Below are 21,607 nucleotides of genomic sequence, written 5' to 3'. Positions count from 1 at the left end.
ACCCCCACAGACTGCCCTCTTCTTTATGATCGCGTCTCACTGACCGGTGCATCTGTCCGTTCGCCCGCCTCACGCGGGTCAACATTAAACTTCTCCAGCACACGCGCGTGAATTTTCTCCAGCGGCATTCCAGCCGTTTCCGGCAGATAGCGGAAAGTGAAAAAGTACATAGCCAGTGAAAAAAGCGCAAACAGTAACAGCGGGAAGCCACCGTGGAAAATATCAAGCAGAAAAGCATTACTGTTCAGAATCGGGAATGTAGTGCTGATGACAAAATTGGCCATCGACATGGCGCAAATGGAGATGCCGACACAGATTGAGCGGATTTCTGTCGGAAACAGCTCGCCCAGTACGGTCCAGACAATCTGTCCCCAGGTCATGCCAAAGAAAACCATATAGGCAAACAGTCCCACCACCGCCAGCAAGCCGGGCAAACGGTAATAGAAAGCGATAAAGGTGTAGGCAAGGAAAACGGCAGAGGTAATCGCCCCCAGCAGTAACAGCCTACGACGTCCGACTTTATCAATCAGCGCCATACCCATCAGCACGCCCACAAACTGACATACAGACAGCCAGAAAGTCTGGAGCAGCGCCGAATCCGTGCTGCCGGACACATTTTTCAGCAACGTTGGTCCGAAATACTGAATCACATTGATGCCGCTAATCTGGTTGCCGACAGCCAGGCCAATACCAATGATGAGCAACGGCACCGTGGTTTTGTTCAGGCGGAGTCGGGATTTATGGCGGGTCGCTGCCTCATCAGAGAAAGAGTGTTTAATTTCATTGAAAACGGTGCGGGCATGGACCGGGTCAGAGATTTTGCTCAGCGTATCCAGCGCCTCTTTGTCTTTGCCTTTCAGAACGTTCCAGCGCGGTGATTCCGGTATAAAAGCAATGAAAAAGATAAACAGCGCACAGGGCACCAGCGCGGTTGCCAGGATATAGCGCCAGCCTGTATCGACCATCACCTCTGGCAGCATCGATTTATTAATGAAGTAGTTGGTGAGCAGAACCACCGATTGCCCACCGACGCAGCACACCGCATAGAGCGCGCTGGTGCGACCGCGATACTTCGACGGTGAAAGCTCCGCCAGATAGATTGGCGAGATCACCGAGGCCAGCCCGATTGCTAATCCACCAAGAATACGAAAGGCGACAAAGGTGAAGAAGTTATGGGCGATGGCAGTCCCCACCACCGAGGCAGTAAACAGTAGCGCCGTGATAGCGAGCGATTTTTTGCGGCCAAATTTATCGCTCAGCTTTGGCGCAATAAAGCAGCCCACCAGACTGCCCAGCAGGATGTTAGACACTGCCCAGCCGGTTTCTGCCGGGGTCAGCTGGAAATAGTCACTAAGCGGCTCAATAGCGCCAGAGATAATCGACGAGTCATAGCCCATCAGCAGGCCACCAAAAGCGGCGACGGTGCAACAGAGCATGACATATTTCATGTTGTAACGTTTATGCCGGGTTTCCATTTTTACAGGCTCCTTTTCTCTACTGCCTGAACCGCATCGGTTCAGTAACAGGAGACGTGACAGGTCAGAGGTTCAGAATTTCAGCGAGCAGACACCCGTGAAATATATTTTCTAAATGGGAAAATTTGGATTAATTCTTTCGAAAGTGTGAGGCAGGTTGGAAAAAATTATAAACTTGCTGAGTGACAATCCTGAATAAAGATCATATTAATCAATAAGATAACAGTAAAATCCGGGCAGTGAGGTTTTCCCATCAAGGGTAAACGCCTGATGACAGAAGAAATATCGGCTGAAGCGGTCCGTCTGGGACTGATAAAATATCCCGCCTGCCCTCAGCCTTAACGGCTGATTTTTAAGCCCTTAATCCAATGAGGCTGGGCTGTTCCGGCTGGCAGATTAAGCCTGCGAAGATGGCCCCTGGGCTGATAGCGAGGCATCAGGATGAAATATAATTTTCATCCTGTCCATTACATGAAAACCCGGGCGTTCTTTACTCCGGTCTGTCGTTAAAGCAGGTTTTCCCCAAAATGCTGCCGATACTCTTTCGGCGTGGTGTCGTAGCTTTTGCGGAAAACTGAGTAGAAGTATTGCAGCGAAGGGTAGCCGCACATCTGTGAGATCTCGTTGATGTTGAGCGACGAGGAAGCCAGCAGTTCGCGGGCCTTTTCCAGCTTTTCGCGGTGGATCATCGCATGGATAGTGTCGCCGGTCTCATCCCGGAAGCGTTTTTCCAGGTTAGATCGTGACAGTCCTACCGCATCCAGCACCTGCTCCACTTTAATTCCCTTACAGGCGTTAAAGCGGATGTAGTGCATCGCCTGAATCACCGCTGGATCGCGCAGTGAACGGAAATCGGTAGAGCGTCGGGCGATCACTTTCACCGGCGGCACCAGAATGCGCTGAAGCGGCAGAGGCTGCTTATCCAGCAGCCGGTGCAGCAGTTTGGCCGCCTGATAGCCCATCTGTCGCGAGCCCTGTGCTACGGACGAGAGCGCCACGCGTGACAGGTAGCGGGTCAGCTCCTCATTATCAATCCCGATCACCGTAAGTTTCTCCGGCACCGGTATTTTCAGATGTTCGCACGCCTGCAGCAGATGTCGCGCCCGTGAGTCGGTGACGGCAATAATGCCGGTCTGCGGCGGCAGCGTCTGCAGCCAGTCGGCAAGCCGGTTCTGAGCGTGCTGCCAGTTTTCTGGCGCGGTTTCCATGCCCTGATAAACCACGCCCTGATAGCGCTCGCGTCCCACCAGCTGGCGAAACGCCTGTTCCCGCTCCTGCGCCCAGCGTTTGCCGCTGGAGGCCGGTAAACCATAAAAGGCAAAGCGGTTAATGCCCTTCTCTTTCAGATGCAGAAAGGCTTTCTCCACCAGTGCGGCGTTATCCGTGGCGATGTAATGAACTGGAGGATAATCCTGCTGCCGATGGTAAGAACCGCCAACGCCGACAATCGGCACAGAGACATTCGACAGCAGGCTTTCGATTGAACGATCGTCGTAATCAGCGATCACGCCATCGCCCAGCCACTCACGGATATTGTCGATGCGACAGCGGAAATCTTCCTCGATGAAGATATCCCAGTCAGTCTGCGACGCCTGCAGATACTCTCCGACGCCCTCAACAACCTGGCGGTCATACACTTTATTGGCGTTAAACAGCAGCGTAATACGATAGCGTTTATCATGCATGGTGGCGCGTTCCCTTAAATCCTCAGCGCATTGCATAACACGGCTGAAAGGGGCAAAAAAATTGTTTACGCCACAATGTGATCGCCCGCGCGATTACACCCGACGCCGCGTTGCGGTATCCATCCACACCGCCAGCAGCAGAATCGCGCCTTTAACGATGTACTGCCAGAAGGTCGGCACATCCATCATGCTCATGCCGTTATCCAGCGAGGCCATGATAAAGGCCCCCATTACCGCACCCGCCACTGACCCCACACCGCCCGCCAGGCTGGTGCCGCCGATCACGCAGGCGGCAATCGCGTCGAGTTCTGCGATGTTACCCGCCGACGGCGAGCCTGCGCCCAGCCTTGAACTCAGGATCAGCCCGGCAATCGCCACCATCACGCCGTTGATGGCGAACACCGCCAGTTTGGTGCGCGCCACGTTAATGCCAGACAGCCGGGCAGCATCAATGTTGCCGCCGATGGCATAGATACGACGGCCAAATGCAGTGCGGGTGGCCATAAACATGCCCGCCAGCAGCAGCACAGCCAGCAGTAATACTGGCGTCGGCACGCCACGATAGTCGTTGAGTAACCAGATGGCACCAAGCACTAAGATGGCGGTGATCGCCTGACGCCCTATGGTGCCGCTGGCTGCACCCTGCGGCAGTCCAAGCTGCTGACGACGCAGACGCAGACGCCACTGCCACAGCATAAACAGCGCCAGCCCGGCAACACCAAAGCCGAAACCGACGCCGCCCGGCAGATAACTCTGTCCAATCTGCGACATGCCCGGCGTGATGGGCGCAACCGTAGTGCCGTCAGTAATTCCGACCAGAATGCCGCGGAACGCCAGCATTCCCGCCAGCGTAACGATAAACGACGGCACTTTACGGTAGGCCACCCACCAGCCATTCCAGGTACCGAGCAACAGCCCCATCACCAGCGTCACCACGATGGTCAGAGGCAACGGCCAGCCGAGCCAGACGTCGAATATCGCCGCCGCGCCCCCCAGTAACCCCATCATGGAGCCGACTGACAGGTCGATCTCCGCCGAGATAATCACAAACACCATGCCCACAGCCAGGATACCGGTGATGGCGGTCTGACGCAGCAGGTTGGAAACATTACGCGCACTGAGCCACGCGCCGTCGGTGGTCCAGGTAAAGAACAGCGCAATCAGTACAATCGCGCCCAGCATCACCAGCACCTGCAGATTGGGCAGCGTGAACCTGCCCGGTGAGGGTTTGCCCGGCGTGCCAGTGAAGCGGCTTTGGGTACTTTCACTTTTAAGCATAATGTTCACTCCGCAGGGCAGCTTCCATCACCTGCTCCTGAGTCAGGTTATCGTTAATCAGATCGGCTTTGATCTGCCCTTCATGCATCACCAGCACCCGATCGCTCAGGCCCAGCACCTCCGGCAGCTCAGATGAAATCACAATCACCGCGATACCCTGCTGCACCAGCGCATTGATCAGCAGGTAGATCTCCTGACGTGCGCCCACATCGATGCCGCGCGTCGGTTCATCCAGGATCAGGATTTTTGGATTAAGCAGCAGGCACTTCGCCAGAATCGCTTTCTGCTGGTTGCCGCCGCTCAGGCGGCCAATCGGCAGTTCCGATGAGGAGGTTTTCACCCGCAGCCGGCTGATCGCGTCGTTGATCGCCTGCTGCTCCTGCGCTTCATCCAGAGTGGAGAGACGGTGGCTGAACTGGTCCAGCGCCGCCAGGGTGATATTTTTGCCCACCGCCATCAGCGGCACGATGCCATCCTTTTTACGATCTTCTGGCACCATCGCGATGCCGTGCGCAATCGCAGCGCGGCAGTCGGTGATACTGACCTGCTGGCCATTGATCCAGATATCACCCTGCCAGCGTCCCGGCCAGACGCCAAACAGACACTGCACGGTTTCGGTCCTGCCCGCCCCTACCAGCCCGGCGATACCCAGAATTTCACCGCGTCTGAGCGTGAATGAGACATTGTTAACCCGGCGGATGTGGCGGTTAACCGGATGCCAGGCGGTGAGGTTATCGACTTTCAGTATCACATCGCCAATCTGATGCGGCGCGTGGGGATAGAGCGCGGTCAGCTCACGTCCGACCATCATGGTGATAATGTCATCTTCGCTCAGCCCCGCCGCCGGACGGGTGGCGATATGCTGGCCGTCACGGATCACGCAGATAGTGTCGGAGATCGCCTTCACCTCATTCAGCTTGTGTGAGATGTAGATGCAGGCAATGCCGTGTTCGCGCAGATTACGGATGATGCCCAGCAGCACATCCGTCTCCTGCTCCGTCAGCGATGAGGTCGGCTCATCCAGAATCAGTAGCCGGACCTGTTTGTTGAGGGCACGGGCGATCTCCACCAGCTGCTGCTGGCCCAGGCCTAACTCACCGACCCGGGTCGCGGGAGAGACGTTCAGCCCGACCCGCGCCAGCAGCTGCTGGCAGCGCAGGGTCATGGTTTCGTCATCCACCATGCCGAAACGGCTCAGTTCGGCACCGAGGAAGATGTTCTCCATCACCGTGAGTTGCCGCACCAGCGCCAGCTCCTGATGAATAATCACAATGCCTTTACGCTCGGTGTCGCGAATGGTCTGCGCCTGAATCTCGTCGCCAGAGAAGTGAATCTGCCCGTCAAAATCGCCGTGCGGATAGAGTCCGCACAGGATTTTCATCAGCGTTGATTTACCCGATCCATTCTCTCCACACAGCGACATCACTTCGCCCGCCTCCAGTTGCAGGCTGACATCATTCAGCGCCTTCACAGCACCGAAACGCTTGGTGATGTTTTTCATTTCCAGCAGCATCGACTGTTCTCCCTCACGCTATGCGCGGTCAGAGTTCCCTCTGTTTGTGGAAACCGTCTTTCACCACGGTGCTTTCGATATTGTCTTTGTTGACCGGAATTGGCTTCAGCAGTCGCGACGGCACCTCTTTCAGGCCATTATTCAGCTTGCTGTTGCTGGCTGGCGTTTTGCCCTCACCCAGCTCGACGGCAATTTTCGCCGCTTCGGTCGCCAGCTCGGTGATCGGTTTGTACACCGTCATGGTCTGAGTGCCCGCTTTGATGCGCTTAATCGCCGCCAGATCGGCATCCTGGCCGGAGATGGCCACTTTCCCTGCCAGTCCCTGTGCACTCAGCGCCTGAATCGCACCGCCTGCGGTAGCATCGTTAGAGGCCACGACCGCATCGATGTGATTGCCGTTGGCAGTCAGGGCGTTTTCCATAATTTTCAGGGCGTTTTCTGGCAGCCAGGCATCGACCCACTGATCGCCGACAATTTTAATGCTGCCGTTGTCGATATAAGGTTTTAACACTTTCATCTGTCCGGCGCGGAACAGGCGGGCGTTATTATCTACCGGCGATCCGCCCATTAAAAAATAGTTGCCCTCAGGCACCTGTTTCACAATGCTTTCGGCCTGCAACTCGCCCACCTTTTCATTATCGAACGAGATATAAAAGTCGATATCGGCGTTATTTATCATTCGGTCATAGGCCAGTACTTTAATGCCTTCCCGTTTCGCTTCAGCGACAACATTACTCAATACCTGACCGTTGTAGGGAATAATCACCAGCACATCGACACCGCGATTGATCATATTTTCAATCTGCGACATCTGTGTTTCCTCGTTGCCGTTCGCCGACTGAACAAACACCTTAGCGCCCAGCGTCTCCGCCTGTTTAACGAAAATATCGCGGTCTTTCTGCCAGCGCTCGAGGCGCAAATCGTCAATTGCCATGCCGATCTTCACTTCTTTTGCCACGCTGGTCTGGCTGAAGAGCGCCAGCGCCGCGCAGGCAGCTAACAGTGCATGTTTCATCTTCATTGTGATCATCCTGTTGGTGGAGGCTATTGTTATCGCAGGCCGATAAACCAGGCGGATGAATTGTTGCCCTTCTTTTCCTTTCACAGCAATTACTGATTTTTATCCGGCTATTACGTTTTTTGGTTTATTTCTTTTTTTATGAGCGCGATCGAGGTTTCATCTTTTTCGGACATGAGAGTGACAATGATAAAGCGGCAGGTAAATAACCCTATTTTGCGAGCCAGCGCACAAATAATAATTATCTGACACCCGTAATGAAATATCGTAATTGAGCGGAGGTTACAGCCCATATTGAATATTGCTTCAACGCAGACCATCCGGGTACTGATGCTAAGGAGCAAACCATGCACGCTTATTTCGATCAGATCGATCGGGTTCGTTATGAAGGCACCCAGTCGACGCATCCTCTCGCTTTCCGCCACTACAATCCCGATGAAGTCATCCTCGGCAAGACCATGGCGGAACATCTGCGCTTTGCCGCCTGCTACTGGCACACCTTCTGCTGGAATGGCGCGGATATGTTTGGTGTCGGTGCCTTTGATCGTCCATGGCAGAAAAACGGGGATGCGCTGCAGCAGGCAAAACTGAAAGCCGATGTCGCCTTTGAGTTTTTCCATAAGCTGAATGTGCCGTGGTACTGCTTCCATGACGTCGATGTCTCACCGGAAGGTGATTCGCTGCACAGCTATAAAGAAAACTTTGCTGCCATGACCGATAAATTGCTGGAGAAACAGCAGGAAACCGGCGTGAAACTGTTGTGGGGTACGGCTAACTGCTTTACCCATCCGCGCTATGGTGCCGGTGCTGCCACTAATCCCGATCCTGAGGTTTTTGCCTGGGCTGCAACGCAGGTCTGCAGCGCCATGCAGGCCACCAAAACCCTGGGCGGTGAAAACTATGTCTTGTGGGGCGGGCGCGAAGGCTATGAAACCCTGCTGAATACCGATCTGCGTCAGGAGCGCGAACAGATTGGCCGCTTTATGCAGATGGTGGTCGAGCACAAACACAAAATTGGCTTCCAGGGAACGCTGCTGATCGAACCGAAACCGCAGGAGCCGACCAAACATCAATATGACTACGATGTCGCGACAGTTTATGGTTTCCTGAAACAGTTCGGACTGGAGAAAGAGATCAAGGTTAACGTTGAGGCGAACCACGCCACGCTGGCCGGTCACTCCTTCCATCATGAAATTGCGACCGCCATTGCGCTGGGCATCTTTGGTTCCGTGGACGCTAACCGCGGGGATCCACAGTGCGGCTGGGATACCGATCAGTTCCCGGTCAGCGTGGAAGAGAACGCGCTGGTGATGTATGAAATTCTTAAAGCGGGTGGCTTTACCACCGGCGGCTTAAACTTTGATGCCAAAGTGCGTCGTCAGAGCACCGACAAATATGATCTCTTCTACGGTCATATCGGCGCGATGGATACGATGGCGCTGGCGCTGAAGGTGGCGGCGCGCATGATCAGCGATGGTGAGCTCGATAAGCGTGTGGCGCAGCGCTACAGCGGCTGGAATGGTGAGTTCGGCCAGCAAATTTTGAAAGGTGAGTTTTCGCTGGAGGCACTGGCGGCGCATGCTCAGCAGCAGCAGCTTAATCCGAAGCATCAGAGCGGGCGTCAGGAGCAGCTGGAAAATCTGGTGAATCACTACCTGTTTGATTTCTAACCCTTCAGGAGCAGCGCATGTTTATCGGGATCGATTTAGGCACCTCTGGCGTCAAAGTGGTGCTGATGGATGCACAGGGCAACGTGGTGGCGACAGAAACGTCGCCGCTGCAGGTTTCGCGTCCGCAGCCATTGTGGAGCGAGCAGGATCCCGAAAGCTGGTGGCAGGCGCTGGATTTATCCATGCAGGCCCTGAGCGCGCAGCAGGATCTGCGCGCGGTGCAGGCCATCGGGCTGAGCGGACAGATGCATGGTGCAACACTGCTCGACAGCGCAAACCAGGTCTTACGTCCGGCCATGCTCTGGAATGATGGACGCAGTGAGGCGCAGTGCCGCGAGCTGGAGCAGAAGGTGCCGGATTCGCGTTTGATTACCGGCAACCTGATGATGCCCGGCTTCACGGCTCCCAAGCTACTGTGGGTGCAGCAGCATGAACCGGCCATCTTCAGTCGGGTTGCTCATGTGCTGCTGCCCAAGGATTATCTGCGCTGGCGGATGAGTGGCGACTTCGCCACCGATATGGCCGATGCCGCAGGGACGATGTGGCTGGATGTAGCGCAGCGTGACTGGAGCGATGTGATGCTTCAAGCCTGTGATCTCAGCCGCGATCAGATGCCGCAACTCTATGAAGGCGATGCCCTGACCGGCACGTTACATGCCGACCTGGCGACGCGCTGGAAGATGAACGCGGTGCCGCTGGCCGCTGGCGGGGGTGACAATGCCGCGGGCGCAGTTGGCGTCGGCATGACCGAACCGGGCCAGGGCATGCTGTCGCTGGGCACCTCGGGTGTCTATTTTGTGGTGAGCGACGGCTATCTCAGCAATCCGGACCGTGCGGTTCACAGCTTCTGTCATGCGTTACCGCAGCGCTGGCATCTGATGTCGGTGATGCTCAGTGCAGCATCCTGTCTCGACTGGGCGGCAACGCTGACCGGGTGCAGAGATGTTCCGGAACTGCTGGCTGAAGCGGAGCGCGCGCGCGATGACGTGCCCGCGCTGTGGTTTCTGCCCTATCTTTCCGGAGAACGCACGCCGCATAACAACCCCAGTGCCCGGGGCGCTTTCTTTGGCTTTACCCACCAGCATGGTCGTCCCGAGCTGGCACGATCGGTGCTGGAGGGGGTGGGATTTGCCCTGGCGCAGGGTATGGACGTGCTGCATGAGTGTGGCGTTCAGCCGGAGAGCATTATGTTGATCGGTGGCGGTGCGCGCAGTGCCCTGTGGCGTCAGATGCTGGCAGATATCAGTGGTCAGACGCTGGATTACTGCCACGGCGGGGACGTTGGCCCGGCATTGGGGGCCGCGAGGCTGGCACAGCAGGCGCTGGCTCCAGACGTTACCGTCCCGACGCCGGTTCTGGTGCAGCGACATCAGCCGGATGCGAACAGAATGGCTGAGTACCGCTCACGCCGGGAAACCTTTGCAACCCTCTATCGGCAGCTCCTGCCGCTGATGAACTGATCGTGCCTGCCCGGCGCACGCTGAGCAGTATCAGAAAGGCCTGATGGCCGGGAGAGCGATCCCCCGGCCACCGTCTGTCAGCCGATCGCGCCCAGCGTATCTTCCTGACCCTGCTTCTTCGGCAGCAGGAACAGCGTCGCCACAATATCCAGCAGGTAGATCAGCGCCAGCAGGGTAATCGCCGCGGTGAACGAAAACTGACTGGCCAGCAGACCAATCACCACCGGGCCGAAGCCGCCCACGCCACGACCCAGGTTGAACAGAACGTTTTGCGCGGTGGCACGCACCTGCGGCGGAAAGGTATCGGAAATCAGCGCACCGTAGCCGCCAATCATGCCGTTAACAAACATCCCCATGATCGCGCCGGTCACCAGCATAATGGTGGGATCGCGCAGCTGGGCGTAGACCACCACCATTACCACGGCACCAAACTGATAGAGCAGGAAGATTTTCCAGCGCGCAAAGCGGTCGGCCAGCACGCCAAACAGCCAGATGCCAAAGGTCATGCCGACGACGGTGACCGCCGTCCAGAGGCCCGATTTGGTGAGGCTGAAGCCGAAGCTGGAAGAGAGGTAGCTCGGCATCCAGATCATCAGCCCGTAATAACCAAAGTTCTGCACGGAACAAAGGATAAAAATACCGAGACTGGCTTTGGCGGTCGTGCGATCGCGCACCAGCAGCTTCAGGCGCGCCGGAAAGGAGAGCGACGGCACATGTTTAACCTGCTGTTGAAACGCCTCTGGTTCGCCCATGCCGCGACGAATGGCAAACGAAACCAGCGCCGGTAATAATCCGACCAGGAACATGCCGCGCCAGCCAATGATATTCAGCAGTGGCGGCGTGATAAAGGCTGCCATCAGCACGCCGAGCTGCCAGCCGATACCGACCCACGCTGATGCGCGGTTACGCTTCTCCACCGGCCAGGCTTCGGCAATCAGCGCCATGCCGATACCAAACTCGCCGCCCAGACCCACACCCGCCAGCGTTCGCCAGGCGAGCAGGTCCCAGTAGCCCTGCGCCACCGCGCACAGACCGGTGAAGACAGAAAAGACCAGAATCGTGACGGTGAGCATACGGATGCGGCCAAAACGGTCGCTGAGATGACCAAACACGATGCCACCGATTACCGCGCCAATCAGCGTCCAGGTCACTAGCGATCCCGCCTGTGAAGGATTGAGCGCCAGCGAAAGGCTGATCGCCGGCAGCATAAAGCCGAGTATCAGCAGGTCAAATCCATCCATGGCATAACCGCTGACCGCAGCCAGCATCGCTTTACCGGGCGTGACGCCCGGCTTAGATTGGGGAGAAGGGGACATCGTTGCGCACCTCTGAGAGAAAAGTGCCGCAATTATAAAGAGAGTTCAGGATGTGACCAATTGAAAAGGCTTATCCCTGCGCTACTCAGGCACAGGGATAAGATGGCTCAGGAAGGGCGGTTGCTGCCATCGTCACCTGACAGTAATTCATCGAGCCGATCTCCACCAACGTGACGGAAATCCTGACCTTTGACGAAATAGAAGATAATTTCGCAGATATTCTGGCAGCGATCGCCAATACGCTCAATCGCACGGGCGCAGAACAATGCTGTCAGCACGCTGGGAATGGTGCGCGGATCTTCCATCATGTAGGTCATCAGCTGGCGCACAATGCCTTCGTACTCTTTATCCACCTTTTTGTCTTCACGATAGATAGTGATCGCCTCATTGAGATCCATCCGCGCGAAAGCGTCCAGCACATCATGCAGCATCTGTACGGTGTGGCGGCCCAGTGACTCCAGGCTGACCAGCAGCGGCAGATGCTGCTGACCAAACTTCTCCAGCGCCGTGCGGCTGATCTTCTCCGCCACATCACCAATGCGCTCCAGTTCGGAAATGGTTTTGATGATCGCCATCACCAGCCGCAGATCGATTGCGGTTGGCTGACGTTTGGCGATGATGCGCACGCAGGCTTCATCAATCTCCACTTCCATCATATTGACCTTCTGGTCGCCGTCGATCACCCGCTGCGCCAGCTCGCCATCCAGGTTATGCATGGCGGTGATCGCATCGGTCAGCTGCTGCTCGACCATGCCGCCCATGATCATTACCTGGGTGCGGATATGCTCCAGTTCGGCATTGAACTGACCGGAGATGTGCTTATTCAGATTCAGATTATCCATGTCGATCTCCTGTCAGATCAGCCGTAGCGGCCAGTAATGTAGTCTTCGGTTTGCTTCTGCGCGGGCTTGGTGAACAGCGTGTCGGTGTCGCTGAACTCAATCAGTTCGCCCAGATACATGAAAGCAGTATGGTCAGAGCAGCGTGCCGCCTGCTGCATATTGTGCGTCACGATCACCACGGTATAGTCCTGCTTTAGCTCGGTGATCAGCTCCTCAATGCGGCCAGTGGAGATAGGATCCAGCGCGGAGCAGGGCTCATCCAGCAGTAAGACTTCCGGCCGAATCGCGATGCCACGCGCAATGCACAGACGCTGCTGCTGGCCGCCGGAGAGACTGTAACCGCTCTGATGCAGCTTGTCTTTGGTTTCATTCCACAGCGCTGCTTTGGTCAGCGCCCACTGTACGCGCTCATCCATATCAGCACGTGACAGCTTTTCAAACAGGCGCACGCCAAAGGCGATATTGTCATAGATCGACATCGGGAACGGCGTAGGCTTCTGGAATACCATACCGACGCGCGCGCGCAGCAGCGCGATATCCTGCTGTGTCGCCAGAATGTTTTCGCCATCCAGCAGAATGTCCCCTTCGGCCCGCTGCTCCGGATAGAGCGAGTACATCTTATTGAAGGTACGCAGCAGGGTCGACTTACCACAGCCCGATGGGCCGATAAACGCGGTGACCTGATTCTTAGCGATATCCAGGTTAATGTTCTTCAGCGCATGAAACTTGCCGTAATAGAAGTTCAGATTACGGACCTGAATTTTATCGGCTGTTGCTGTCGCAATACTCATCATTCATCTCTCTGATACGGCGCCGCTCAGGGCCGCGCCGGAAGTTAACCGTGTTTACCTTTAGCGAAAATCACCCGCGCCACAATGTTCAGCAGCAGCACGCAGAGGGTAATGATCAGCACGCCCGCCCAGGCCAGGCTCTGCCATTCGGCGAACGGGCTCATGGCGAACTTAAAGATGGTGACCGGCAGGTTTGCCAGCGGCTGCATCATGTCGGTGCTCCAGAACTGGTTCGACAGCGCCGTAAACAGCAGCGGAGCCGTTTCCCCTGCGATGCGGGCAATCGCCAGCAGCACGCCGGTGATGATGCCGGAGACCGAGGCTTTCAGGGTGATGGCCGAGATCATCTTCCACTTCGGTGTGCCAAGGGCATAAGCCGCTTCACGCATGCTATCTGGCACCAGCCGCAGCATATTTTCGGTGGTACGAATCACAATAGGTACCTGCAGCAGCGCCAGCGCTATCACCCCGGCCCAGCCGGAGAAGTGCTGCATCTGCGACACCACAAGGGTGTAGACGAACAGGCCGACCACAATCGACGGTGCCGACAGCAGAATGTCGTTAATGAAGCGGATCACCTCTGACAGGGCGGACTTGCGCCCATATTCCGCCAGATAGATACCGGCCAGAATGCCCAGCGGCGTGCCAAAGAAGGTCGACCAGAAAATCAGCAAGCCACTCCCGGCCAGGGCATTCGCCAGCCCGCCGCCCGCCGTATTCGGTGGTGGCGTTGATTCGGTGAACAGGGACCAGGAGAGTCCATCCACGCCGCGCGATACGGTGGTGAAGAGGATCCACACCAGCCAGAACAGGCCAAACGCCATGGTCAGCAGCGACAGCGTCAGCGCAATTTTATTTTTCGTGCTGCGCCAGGACTGCATTTTACGGCGTGAAGCGTCCAGTTCGGCGCGCGCCTGAATTTCAATCGTGGTCATGAGCGCGCTCCTTCACTTTTCGCCAGGCGCATAATCATCAGCTTGGAAATCGCCAGAACGATAAAGGTAATCACAAACAGGATCAGCCCCAGCTCCATCAGCGCGGCAACATGCACGCCCGACTCCGCTTCCGCAAACTCGTTGGCCAGCGCCGAGGTGATGCTGTTACCCGGCATAAACAGCGACGGGCTGTCGAGCTGGTAGGTGTTGCCGATAATAAAGGTGACTGCCATGGTCTCACCCAGCGCACGACCCAGTCCCAGCATGATGCCGCCAATCACGCCATTTTTGGTAAACGGCAGGACGATGCGCCAGATCACCTCCCAGGTGGTACAGCCGATGCCGTAGGCTGACTCTTTCATCATCACCGGGGTCTGCTCAAAGACGTCGCGCATCACCGAGGCGATGTACGGGATGATCATGATCGCCAGAATCACTCCCGCCGCGAGGATACCGATACCGAAAGCGGGGCCGGAGAAGAGCTCGCCGACAATCGGAATACCCGACATCACGTCGTTAACCGGCGTCTGAAAATATTCGGCAAACAGCGGCGCGAAGACAAACAGGCCCCACATGCCGTAAACGATACTCGGAATTGCTGCCAGTAGCTCAATGGCGGTGCCCAGCGGGCGACGCAGCCAGCCTGGCGCGAGTTCAGTCAGGAACAGCGCGATACCAAAACTGACCGGCACGGCGATAATCAGGGCGATGATAGAGGTCACAAGGGTGCCGTAGATCGGCACCAGTGCGCCAAATTGTTCATTGGGCGCATCCCAGGTTTTGGTCCACAAAAAAGCGAAACCAAACTTCTGGATGCTGGGCCACGAGGAAATGATCAGGGAGACAATAATGCCCCCCATCAGTAACAGGACAATCAGCGCAGCCAGCCGGACCAGCGCACCGAAAATTCTGTCACCTTGTTTGCCTGGGGCTTTGAATGCCGGCTTCGTTGCAGCCATAGAAGTCTCAGTCTTCAGAGGTTATCAGGGCGGCATGGGCCGCCCGTTGGGTCTGACCGGACGGCAGTCCGGTCAGGGTCGGTCAATTACTGATAAAGCGCTTTACCAGAACTGTCTTTGATGTTGGCTTTCCAGGCGGCGCGAATCTGCTCGGTCACGCTCTCTGGCAGCGCAGCATAGTCCAGCGCTGTAGCAGTTTTGCTGCCGCTTTTGTAAGCCCAGTCGAAGAACTTCAGCACTTCAGCGCCCTTAGCCGCATTCGCCTGATCCTTGTAGATCAGGATGAAGGTGGTTGAGGAGATAGGCCAGGCATCCGCGCCCTTCTGGAAGGTCAGATCCTGCGCGAACGACTTGCTCCAGTCAGCGCCTTTCGCAGCATTACTGAAGCTGGTTTCGCTCGGCGCGACCGCTTTACCATCGGCATCGATCAGTTTGGTGTAGGTCAGGTTATTCTGTTTGGCGTAGGCATATTCCACGTAGCCGATAGAACCCGGCAGACGCTGAACAAAGGCGGCGACGCCGTCGTTGCCTTTACCGCCCAAACCTACCGGCCAGTTAACGGTGTTGCCTTTACCGATTTTGCTGTTCCAGTCCTGGTTTACCTTCGCCAGATAGCTGGTGAAGACGAACGAGGTGCCTGAACCGTCAGCGCGACGCACCACGTTGATGTTGGTCTCTGGCAGTTTTACGCCCGGGTTAAGTTTGGCGATCGCCGGGTCGTTCCACTTTTTGATGGTGCCGAGGTAGATATCACCGACGGTTTTGCCATCCAGCGTCAGCTGACCTGACTTGATACCCGGCAGGTTAACCGCCAGTACCACGCCACCGATGACGGTAGGGAACTGGAACAGGCCATTTTTCTGCAGATCTTCATCTTTCATTGGTGCATCGGACGCACCAAAATCGACGGTTTTGGCGATGATCTGTTTCACGCCGCCAGATGAACCGATACCCTGGTAGTTAATTTTGCTACCGGTGGCTTGCTGATATTCTGCTGCCCACTTGGCATAAACCGGCGCCGGGAACGTCCCGCCTGCGCCAGTCAGATCGGTGGCCGCAAAAGCAGATACCGCGCTTACGGCGAAGGTAGTGGCGAGGATTCGGGCTACGGTGCTACGCATCAGTGTCATATTCCCTCCAGGGGAGAAAAGTCAGGCTCGGGGCCGTTTTAGTAAGTGTCAGTGATTGCTGCAGGAGGGAAAATAGGACAGTTTGATGACAGTGAAATGTACGAAATGTGACAGTTATATGACAGAGGGCCAGAATGAAGTGGGCCCGCGACGGGGCCCACCAGGTTATTCCACAGTAACCGATTTTGCCAGGTTACGAGGTTGATCGACGTCGGTGCCTTTGATCAGGGCGACGTGATAGGAAAGTAACTGCAACGGCACGGTGTAGAAGATTGGGGCAATCACCTCTTCGACATGCGGCAACGGGATAATCTTCATCCCGTCACTGTCGCTGAAGCCCGCATCCTGATCGGCAAACACATAGAGCAGGCCGCCGCGTGCGCGCACCTCTTCGATGTTGGATTTCAGCTTCTCCAGCAGTTCGTTATTAGGTGCAACCACGATCACCGGCATGTCCGCATCAATCAGCGCCAGCGGGCCATGTTTCAGCTCGCCTGCGGCGTAAGCCTCCGCATGAATGTAGGAGATCTCCTTGAGCTTCAGCGCCCCTTCCATGGCAATCGGGTATTGATCGCCACGGCCCAGGAACAGCGCGTGATGCTTGTCAGAGAAGCCTTCGGCCAGATTCTCAATCAGCTTATCCTGCGCCAGCATCTGCTCAATCCGGTTCGGCAGCGCCTGCAGGGCATGAACGATTCCATGCTCAGTCTCCGCAGACATTCCTTTCAGTCGGCCCAGTTTTGCCACCAGCATCAGCAGGACGGCGAGCTGCGTGGTGAACGCCTTGGTCGACGCGACGCCGATTTCAGTGCCCGCTTTGGTCATCAGCGCCAGGTCCGACTCGCGCACCAGTGACGAACCGGCCACGTTGCAGACCGCCAGCGATCCCAGGTAACCCAGCTCTTTCGAGAGGCGCAGCGCCGCCAGAGTGTCGGCGGTCTCGCCCGACTGCGACAGGGTGATCAGCAGGCTGTTTTTGCGCACCGCTGACTTGCGGTAGCGGAACTCCGAGGCGATCTCAACATCACAGGGGATATTGGCCAGCGACTCAAACCAGTAGCGTGACACCATGCCAGAGTTATAGGAGGTGCCGCAGGCGATAATCTGGATATGTTCGACCTGGCTCAGCAGCGCCTCGGCACCCGCACCCAGCTCGCTGAGATCCACCTGCCCCTGGCTGAAGCGACCGCTCAGGGTACTTTTCAGCGCCATCGGCTGTTCATAGATCTCTTTCTGCATGTAGTGACGGTAAATGCCTTTGTCACCGGCATCATATTGCAGGTTCGACTCAATCTCGGCGCGCGTCACGCTGTTGCCTTCACGATCGATTACCGTCACGTCGCGGCGGCTGATCTCGGCGATATCGCCCTCTTCCAGATAGATGAAGCGACGGGTGACCGGCAGCAGCGCCAGCTGATCGGAGGCGATAAAGTTTTCACCCATTCCACGGCCAATCACCAGCGGGCTGCCGGAACGGGCCGCCACCAGCCGTGAAGGATCGCGGCTGTCCATGATGACCATGCCATAGGCACCGCGCAGCTGCGGGATCACGCGCAGCACCACGTCACGCAGCGATCCACCCTGCTTCTGCTCCCAGTGAACCAGATGCGCCACCACTTCGGTGTCGGTTTCAGAGGCAAAGACATAGCCGCGTTCAATCAGCTCAGCACGCAGCGGCTCATGGTTTTCAATGATGCCGTTGTGCACGATGATGATGTTCTCTGAGACGTGCGGATGCGCATTCGCTTCGGACGGCTCGCCATGGGTTGCCCAGCGCGTGTGCGCGATGCCGGTGCCACCAATCAGCGGCTGCTGTTCAGCGGCTTCCGCCAGTTTCTGCACTTTCCCTAACCGCCGCAGGCGCGTGACGTGCCCCTGACGATCGACTACGGCCAGACCGGCCGAATCATATCCGCGATATTCAAGACGACGCAGACCTTCCAGCAGAATCTCTGCGATATCGCGTTGCGCTACTGCACCAACAATTCCACACATAATGATGTTTTCCTGACTACATGGCTTTTCGCCACTTCTGTTGTCATGCGACCTGATATCCGGCTTTGCCGGTTCCCCGAGCCTTGTAGAGAGTGGGGATTATAGTTTTGGCACTGCACTGCATCGGCCCGCATAAAGCGGGCCGTTAAAAATTTATTTTTTCTTCACCGGACGCTGCCAGTCCGCTTTGTGATTCTGTTCTTTACGGTTATAGACCAGACCGGCTTCGGTCACATCTTTCATGATGGTGGTGCCTGCCGCAATGGTAGCGCCTGCCGCGACGCTGACCGGGGCCACCAGCTGCGTATCTGAGCCGACAAAGACGTCATCGCCAATCACGGTTTTGAATTTATTCGCGCCATCGTAGTTGCAGGTGATGGTGCCTGCACCGATGTTCACGTTGTCGCCAATCTCCGCATCACCCAGATAAGAGAGGTGACCCGCTTTCGATCCCTTACCCAGACGCGCTTTCTTCATTTCAACGAAGTTGCCCACGTGAGCGGCGTGTGCCAGCTCGCTGCCCGGGCGCAGACGGGCAAATGGCCCGACGGTGCAGGCGGTGGCGAGATGTGCATCCTCGATTACCGTATAGGGGCTGATTTCACAATCATCGCCAATCACGCTGTTTTTGATGATGCAGCCCGCACCGATTTTAACGCGCGAACCCAGCGTAACCTGGCCTTCAATAATGACGTTGGTGTCGATCTCCACATCCCGTCCATGCGCCAGCGTCCCGCGCAGGTCAAACCGCGCCGGATCGCGCAGCATCACGCCAGCCAGCAGCAGTTTTTCCGCCTGTTCAGCCTGGTAAGTGCGTTCTAATGTCGCCAGCTGCAGACGGTTATTTACGCCATCGGTTTCGCTGATGCGTGCCGGATGGACTGCGTTGATTACCCGACCTTCCTGATGCGCCAGCGCGATAATATCGGTGATGTAATACTCACCCTGTGCATTGTTGTTGGTGAGCTGTGACAGCCAGCGTTTTAAATCGCCGCCGTTGGCGATCAGAATACCAGTGTTGATCTCTTTAATGGTGAGCTGCGCCGGGGTGGCATCTTTCTGTTCGATAATGCCGGTGATGGTGTCGTTCTCGCGCACAATGCGGCCATAGCCGGTCGGGTCATCCAGTACCACGGTGAGTAAGCCGATGCCACCCTGCGGTTTTGCTTCGCGCAGGCGCTGTAATGTCGCCTGAGTGATCAGCGGCACGTCGCCGTAAAGCATCATGATATCTTCATCATCGGCAAAAGCAGGCGCGGCCTGCTGCATGGCGTGGCCAGTGCCGAGCTGCTCGGCCTGCAGCACCCAGTTCAGCGTGCTGTCGGTAAGTGTCGCTTTCAGGCGGTCACCGCCGTGACCATAAACCAGATGCACCTGCTGTGCGCCCAGCCCTTTGGCAGCATCAATGACGTGCTGAACCATCGGTTTGCCTGCCAGCGTATGCAGAACTTTAGGCAGATCGGAATACATACGGGTGCCCTTGCCAGCAGCAAGAATCACCACACTCATCGCACTGTTAGACATAACTATCCTGAGTGAATTTTTACGGGTGAAAGTAAAACGGTTTGGGGTTGAGATTACTACATTTTTCTCAGGCCGAAATTAGGCGGACAGGCAGATCGGGCGTTGCAGACAAAAAAAATGCCAGCCCGAGGGCTGGCATTTCGTGACGCATAAAGCTGGATTACATCGCTTTTTTGGTCAGTTCGATCACGCGCAGTTTAGCAATGGCTTTCGCCAGCTCGGCAGAGGCCTGAGCATAGTCCACGTCGCCGTGGCTGCTGTTCATGTGCTCTTCTGCTTTGCGTTTTGCTTCCAGAGCACGCGCTTCGTCCAGATCGGTACCGCGAATCGCGGTATCGGCCAGAACGGTGCTGCTGCCCGGTTGCACTTCCAGCACGCCGCCAGAGAGGTAAATATACTCCTCTTCGCCGTGCTGTTTCACGATACGGATCATTCCAGGCTTAATGGCAGTCAGCAGCGGCGCATGGCCAGGGAAAATCCCCAGTTCACCTTCGCTACCTGACACCTGAATTTTCTGTACCAGACCAGAGAACAACTGCTCCTCTGCGCTGACCACATCCAGGTGATAAGTCATAGCCATAATCTTCCTCCCGGGAAACCGTTATTACAGTTTCTTCGCTTTTTCCACGGCTTCTTCGATGGCACCAACCATGTAGAAGGCCTGCTCTGGCAGGTGGTCAAACTCACCTTCCATGATGCCTTTAAAGCCACGGATAGTGTCTTTCAGGGAAACGTATTTACCCGGTGAACCGGTGAATACTTCCGCAACGAAGAACGGCTGAGACAGGAAGCGCTGAATCTTACGCGCGCGTGCCACCAGCAGTTTGTCTTCTTCAGACAGCTCATCCATACCGAGGATGGCGATGATGTCTTTCAGTTCCTGATAACGCTGCAGCAGTGACTGAACGCCACGCGCAACATCATAGTGTTCCTGACCGACAACCAGCGGATCCAGCTGACGGCTGGTAGAATCCAGCGGGTCAACGGCCGGGTAGATACCCAGAGAGGCGATCTGACGGCTCAGCGTTACCGTTGAGTCTAAGTGCGCAAAGGTGGTTGCTGGTGACGGGTCAGTCAGGTCATCCGCAGGAACGTAAACGGCCTGTACGGAGGTGATTGAACCGGTCTTGGTGGAGGTAATACGCTCCTGCAACACACCCATCTCTTCTGCCAGCGTTGGCTGGTAACCTACCGCAGATGGCATACGACCCAGCAGTGCAGAAACTTCTGTACCGGCCAGGGTATAACGGTAGATGTTATCGATGAACAGCAGAACGTCGCGGCCTTCATCACGGAATTTTTCCGCCATGGTCAGACCGGTCAGTGCAACGCGCAGACGGTTACCCGGCGGCTCGTTCATCTGGCCATAGACCAGCGCAACTTTATCGATAACATTTGAGTCAGTCATTTCGTGGTAGAAGTCGTTACCCTCACGAGTACGCTCACCCACACCAGCAAACACAGAGTAACCTGAGTGTTCAGCTGCGATGTTACGGATCAGTTCCATCATGTTGACGGTTTTACCGACACCCGCACCACCGAACAGACCGACTTTACCGCCTTTGGCAAACGGACACATCAGGTCGATAACCTTGATGCCGGTTTCCAGCAGTTCCTGCGAGTTAGACTGATCTTCATAAGAAGGCGCTGCGCGGTGAATAGAGGCGATCTCTACTGCGCTGCCATCTTCTTCTTTCAGCTCGCCTTTCATGTCGATAGGCTCGCCGAGAACGTTCATGATACGGCCCAGGGTCGCTTTACCGACCGGAACCTGAATCGGTTTCTGCAGGTCGTTGACGTTCAGACCACGCTTCAGGCCGTCAGACGTACCCATTGCGATGGTACGAACTACGCCGCCGCCGAGCTGCTGCTGCACTTCCAGCACCAGACGCGCATCACCATTCATCACCTCAAGGGCGCTGTACACTTGCGGTACCGCGTCCTGAGGGAATTCGACGTCAACAACGGCGCCGATAATCTGGACAATCTTTCCAGTTGCCATCTTGAATCCTCTAC

General features: G+C 56.3%; 17 protein-coding genes. 2 read left to right on the top strand and 15 right to left on the bottom strand.

Features of this window, described 5'->3' with window-relative positions; translation table 11 throughout:
• Positions 1-23: 23 nt before the first annotated feature.
• From F3I20_RS19405 to xylF, 5 genes are all read right to left on the bottom strand, one after another.
• Positions 24-1,475 (bottom strand): sugar porter family MFS transporter, encoded by a 1,452-nt coding sequence (locus F3I20_RS19405; RefSeq protein ID WP_150038127.1) that lies wholly within the window; start codon positions 1,473-1,475, stop codon positions 24-26.
• A 506-nt stretch (positions 1,476-1,981) separates the two neighbouring features.
• Positions 1,982-3,160, bottom strand: coding sequence for a D-xylose utilization transcriptional activator XylR (gene xylR / locus F3I20_RS19400; protein WP_150038126.1), 1,179 nt, complete (start codon positions 3,158-3,160; stop codon positions 1,982-1,984).
• Between the two features lie 93 nt (positions 3,161-3,253).
• Complete coding sequence (xylH, locus tag F3I20_RS19395; protein ID WP_150038125.1) at positions 3,254-4,438, bottom strand: xylose ABC transporter permease XylH; 1,185 nt, start codon at positions 4,436-4,438, stop codon at positions 3,254-3,256.
• Complete coding sequence (locus tag F3I20_RS19390) at positions 4,431-5,951, bottom strand: xylose ABC transporter ATP-binding protein (RefSeq protein ID WP_150038124.1); 1,521 nt, start codon at positions 5,949-5,951, stop codon at positions 4,431-4,433. The genes xylH and F3I20_RS19390 overlap by 8 nt, the downstream gene beginning before the upstream one ends.
• A 28-nt stretch (positions 5,952-5,979) precedes the next feature.
• The gene (xylF, locus tag F3I20_RS19385; protein WP_150038123.1) at positions 5,980-6,972 is read right to left on the bottom strand and encodes a D-xylose ABC transporter substrate-binding protein; all 993 of its coding nucleotides are present in this window, start codon (positions 6,970-6,972) and stop codon (positions 5,980-5,982) included.
• A gap of 344 nt (positions 6,973-7,316) precedes the next feature.
• Here xylF and xylA point away from each other — a divergent pair, with 344 nt between their 5' ends.
• Positions 7,317-8,639 (top strand): xylose isomerase, encoded by a 1,323-nt coding sequence (gene xylA, locus F3I20_RS19375; protein WP_150014468.1) that lies wholly within the window; start codon positions 7,317-7,319, stop codon positions 8,637-8,639.
• A 17-nt stretch (positions 8,640-8,656) separates the two neighbouring features.
• Entirely contained in the window at positions 8,657-10,099 is a 1,443-nt protein-coding gene (gene xylB / locus F3I20_RS19370; RefSeq protein ID WP_150014466.1) for a xylulokinase, read from the top strand.
• Between the two features lie 77 nt (positions 10,100-10,176).
• Here the strand turns inward: xylB and F3I20_RS19365 are convergent, their stop codons facing one another.
• From F3I20_RS19365 to atpD, 10 genes are all read right to left on the bottom strand, one after another.
• Complete coding sequence (locus tag F3I20_RS19365; protein WP_150038122.1) at positions 10,177-11,415, bottom strand: MFS transporter; 1,239 nt, start codon at positions 11,413-11,415, stop codon at positions 10,177-10,179.
• Between the two features lie 107 nt (positions 11,416-11,522).
• Positions 11,523-12,257, bottom strand: a complete 735-nt coding sequence (gene phoU / locus F3I20_RS19360) for a phosphate signaling complex protein PhoU (protein ID WP_009088225.1) — start codon at positions 12,255-12,257, stop codon at positions 11,523-11,525.
• A gap of 17 nt (positions 12,258-12,274) precedes the next feature.
• On the bottom strand, positions 12,275-13,048 hold the full coding sequence (gene pstB, locus F3I20_RS19355) for a phosphate ABC transporter ATP-binding protein PstB (protein WP_013359568.1): 774 nt from the start codon (positions 13,046-13,048) through the stop codon (positions 12,275-12,277).
• 44 nt (positions 13,049-13,092) lie between these two features.
• The gene (pstA, locus tag F3I20_RS19350; RefSeq protein WP_009088221.1) at positions 13,093-13,983 is read right to left on the bottom strand and encodes a phosphate ABC transporter permease PstA; all 891 of its coding nucleotides are present in this window, start codon (positions 13,981-13,983) and stop codon (positions 13,093-13,095) included.
• Complete coding sequence (pstC, locus tag F3I20_RS19345; protein WP_150014462.1) at positions 13,980-14,942, bottom strand: phosphate ABC transporter permease PstC; 963 nt, start codon at positions 14,940-14,942, stop codon at positions 13,980-13,982. Before pstC ends, pstA begins: the two co-directional genes overlap by 4 nt.
• A gap of 86 nt (positions 14,943-15,028) precedes the next feature.
• A complete protein-coding gene (pstS, locus tag F3I20_RS19340) occupies positions 15,029-16,072 on the bottom strand; it encodes a phosphate ABC transporter substrate-binding protein PstS (protein ID WP_033784347.1) in 1,044 nt (347 codons plus the stop codon).
• Positions 16,073-16,237: 165 nt separating this feature from the next.
• Positions 16,238-18,067 (bottom strand): glutamine--fructose-6-phosphate transaminase (isomerizing), encoded by a 1,830-nt coding sequence (glmS, locus tag F3I20_RS19335; RefSeq protein WP_150038121.1) that lies wholly within the window; start codon positions 18,065-18,067, stop codon positions 16,238-16,240.
• Positions 18,068-18,220: 153 nt separating this feature from the next.
• Positions 18,221-19,591 carry a bifunctional UDP-N-acetylglucosamine diphosphorylase/glucosamine-1-phosphate N-acetyltransferase GlmU gene (gene glmU, locus F3I20_RS19330; protein ID WP_150014458.1) on the bottom strand — a complete coding sequence of 457 codons (1,371 nt, stop codon included), beginning with the start codon at positions 19,589-19,591 and terminating at the stop codon, positions 18,221-18,223.
• A gap of 160 nt (positions 19,592-19,751) precedes the next feature.
• On the bottom strand, positions 19,752-20,171 hold the full coding sequence (locus F3I20_RS19325; RefSeq protein ID WP_008926374.1) for a F0F1 ATP synthase subunit epsilon: 420 nt from the start codon (positions 20,169-20,171) through the stop codon (positions 19,752-19,754).
• Between the two features lie 24 nt (positions 20,172-20,195).
• The gene (gene atpD, locus F3I20_RS19320; RefSeq protein ID WP_009088209.1) at positions 20,196-21,593 is read right to left on the bottom strand and encodes a F0F1 ATP synthase subunit beta; all 1,398 of its coding nucleotides are present in this window, start codon (positions 21,591-21,593) and stop codon (positions 20,196-20,198) included.
• Positions 21,594-21,607 lie beyond the last annotated feature (14 nt).

Source organism: Candidatus Pantoea gossypiicola, from assembly GCF_008632075.1.
Lineage (GTDB): Bacteria > Pseudomonadota > Gammaproteobacteria > Enterobacterales > Enterobacteriaceae > Pantoea > Pantoea gossypiicola.
This window is presented reverse-complemented; position numbering and strand designations above follow the sequence as displayed.

Coding starts and splice junctions, on each gene's coding strand:
- xylF (WP_150038123.1), bottom strand. CDS start 6,972: ATGAAGATGAAACATGCACTGTTAGCTGCCTGCGCGGCGCTGGCGCTC.
- xylB (WP_150014466.1), top strand. CDS start 8,657: ATGTTTATCGGGATCGATTTAGGCACCTCTGGCGTCAAAGTGGTGCTG.
- pstC (WP_150014462.1), bottom strand. CDS start 14,942: ATGGCTGCAACGAAGCCGGCATTCAAAGCCCCAGGCAAACAAGGTGAC.
- xylR (WP_150038126.1), bottom strand. CDS start 3,160: ATGCATGATAAACGCTATCGTATTACGCTGCTGTTTAACGCCAATAAA.
- xylH (WP_150038125.1), bottom strand. CDS start 4,438: ATGCTTAAAAGTGAAAGTACCCAAAGCCGCTTCACTGGCACGCCGGGC.
- pstB (WP_013359568.1), bottom strand. CDS start 13,048: ATGAGTATTGCGACAGCAACAGCCGATAAAATTCAGGTCCGTAATCTG.
- F3I20_RS19325 (WP_008926374.1), bottom strand. CDS start 20,171: ATGGCTATGACTTATCACCTGGATGTGGTCAGCGCAGAGGAGCAGTTG.
- xylA (WP_150014468.1), top strand. CDS start 7,317: ATGCACGCTTATTTCGATCAGATCGATCGGGTTCGTTATGAAGGCACC.
- F3I20_RS19405 (WP_150038127.1), bottom strand. CDS start 1,475: ATGGAAACCCGGCATAAACGTTACAACATGAAATATGTCATGCTCTGT.
- phoU (WP_009088225.1), bottom strand. CDS start 12,257: ATGGATAATCTGAATCTGAATAAGCACATCTCCGGTCAGTTCAATGCC.
- glmU (WP_150014458.1), bottom strand. CDS start 19,591: ATGTCTAACAGTGCGATGAGTGTGGTGATTCTTGCTGCTGGCAAGGGC.
- glmS (WP_150038121.1), bottom strand. CDS start 18,067: ATGTGTGGAATTGTTGGTGCAGTAGCGCAACGCGATATCGCAGAGATT.
- pstS (WP_033784347.1), bottom strand. CDS start 16,072: ATGACACTGATGCGTAGCACCGTAGCCCGAATCCTCGCCACTACCTTC.
- pstA (WP_009088221.1), bottom strand. CDS start 13,983: ATGACCACGATTGAAATTCAGGCGCGCGCCGAACTGGACGCTTCACGC.
- atpD (WP_009088209.1), bottom strand. CDS start 21,593: ATGGCAACTGGAAAGATTGTCCAGATTATCGGCGCCGTTGTTGACGTC.
- F3I20_RS19365 (WP_150038122.1), bottom strand. CDS start 11,415: ATGTCCCCTTCTCCCCAATCTAAGCCGGGCGTCACGCCCGGTAAAGCG.
- F3I20_RS19390 (WP_150038124.1), bottom strand. CDS start 5,951: ATGCTGCTGGAAATGAAAAACATCACCAAGCGTTTCGGTGCTGTGAAG.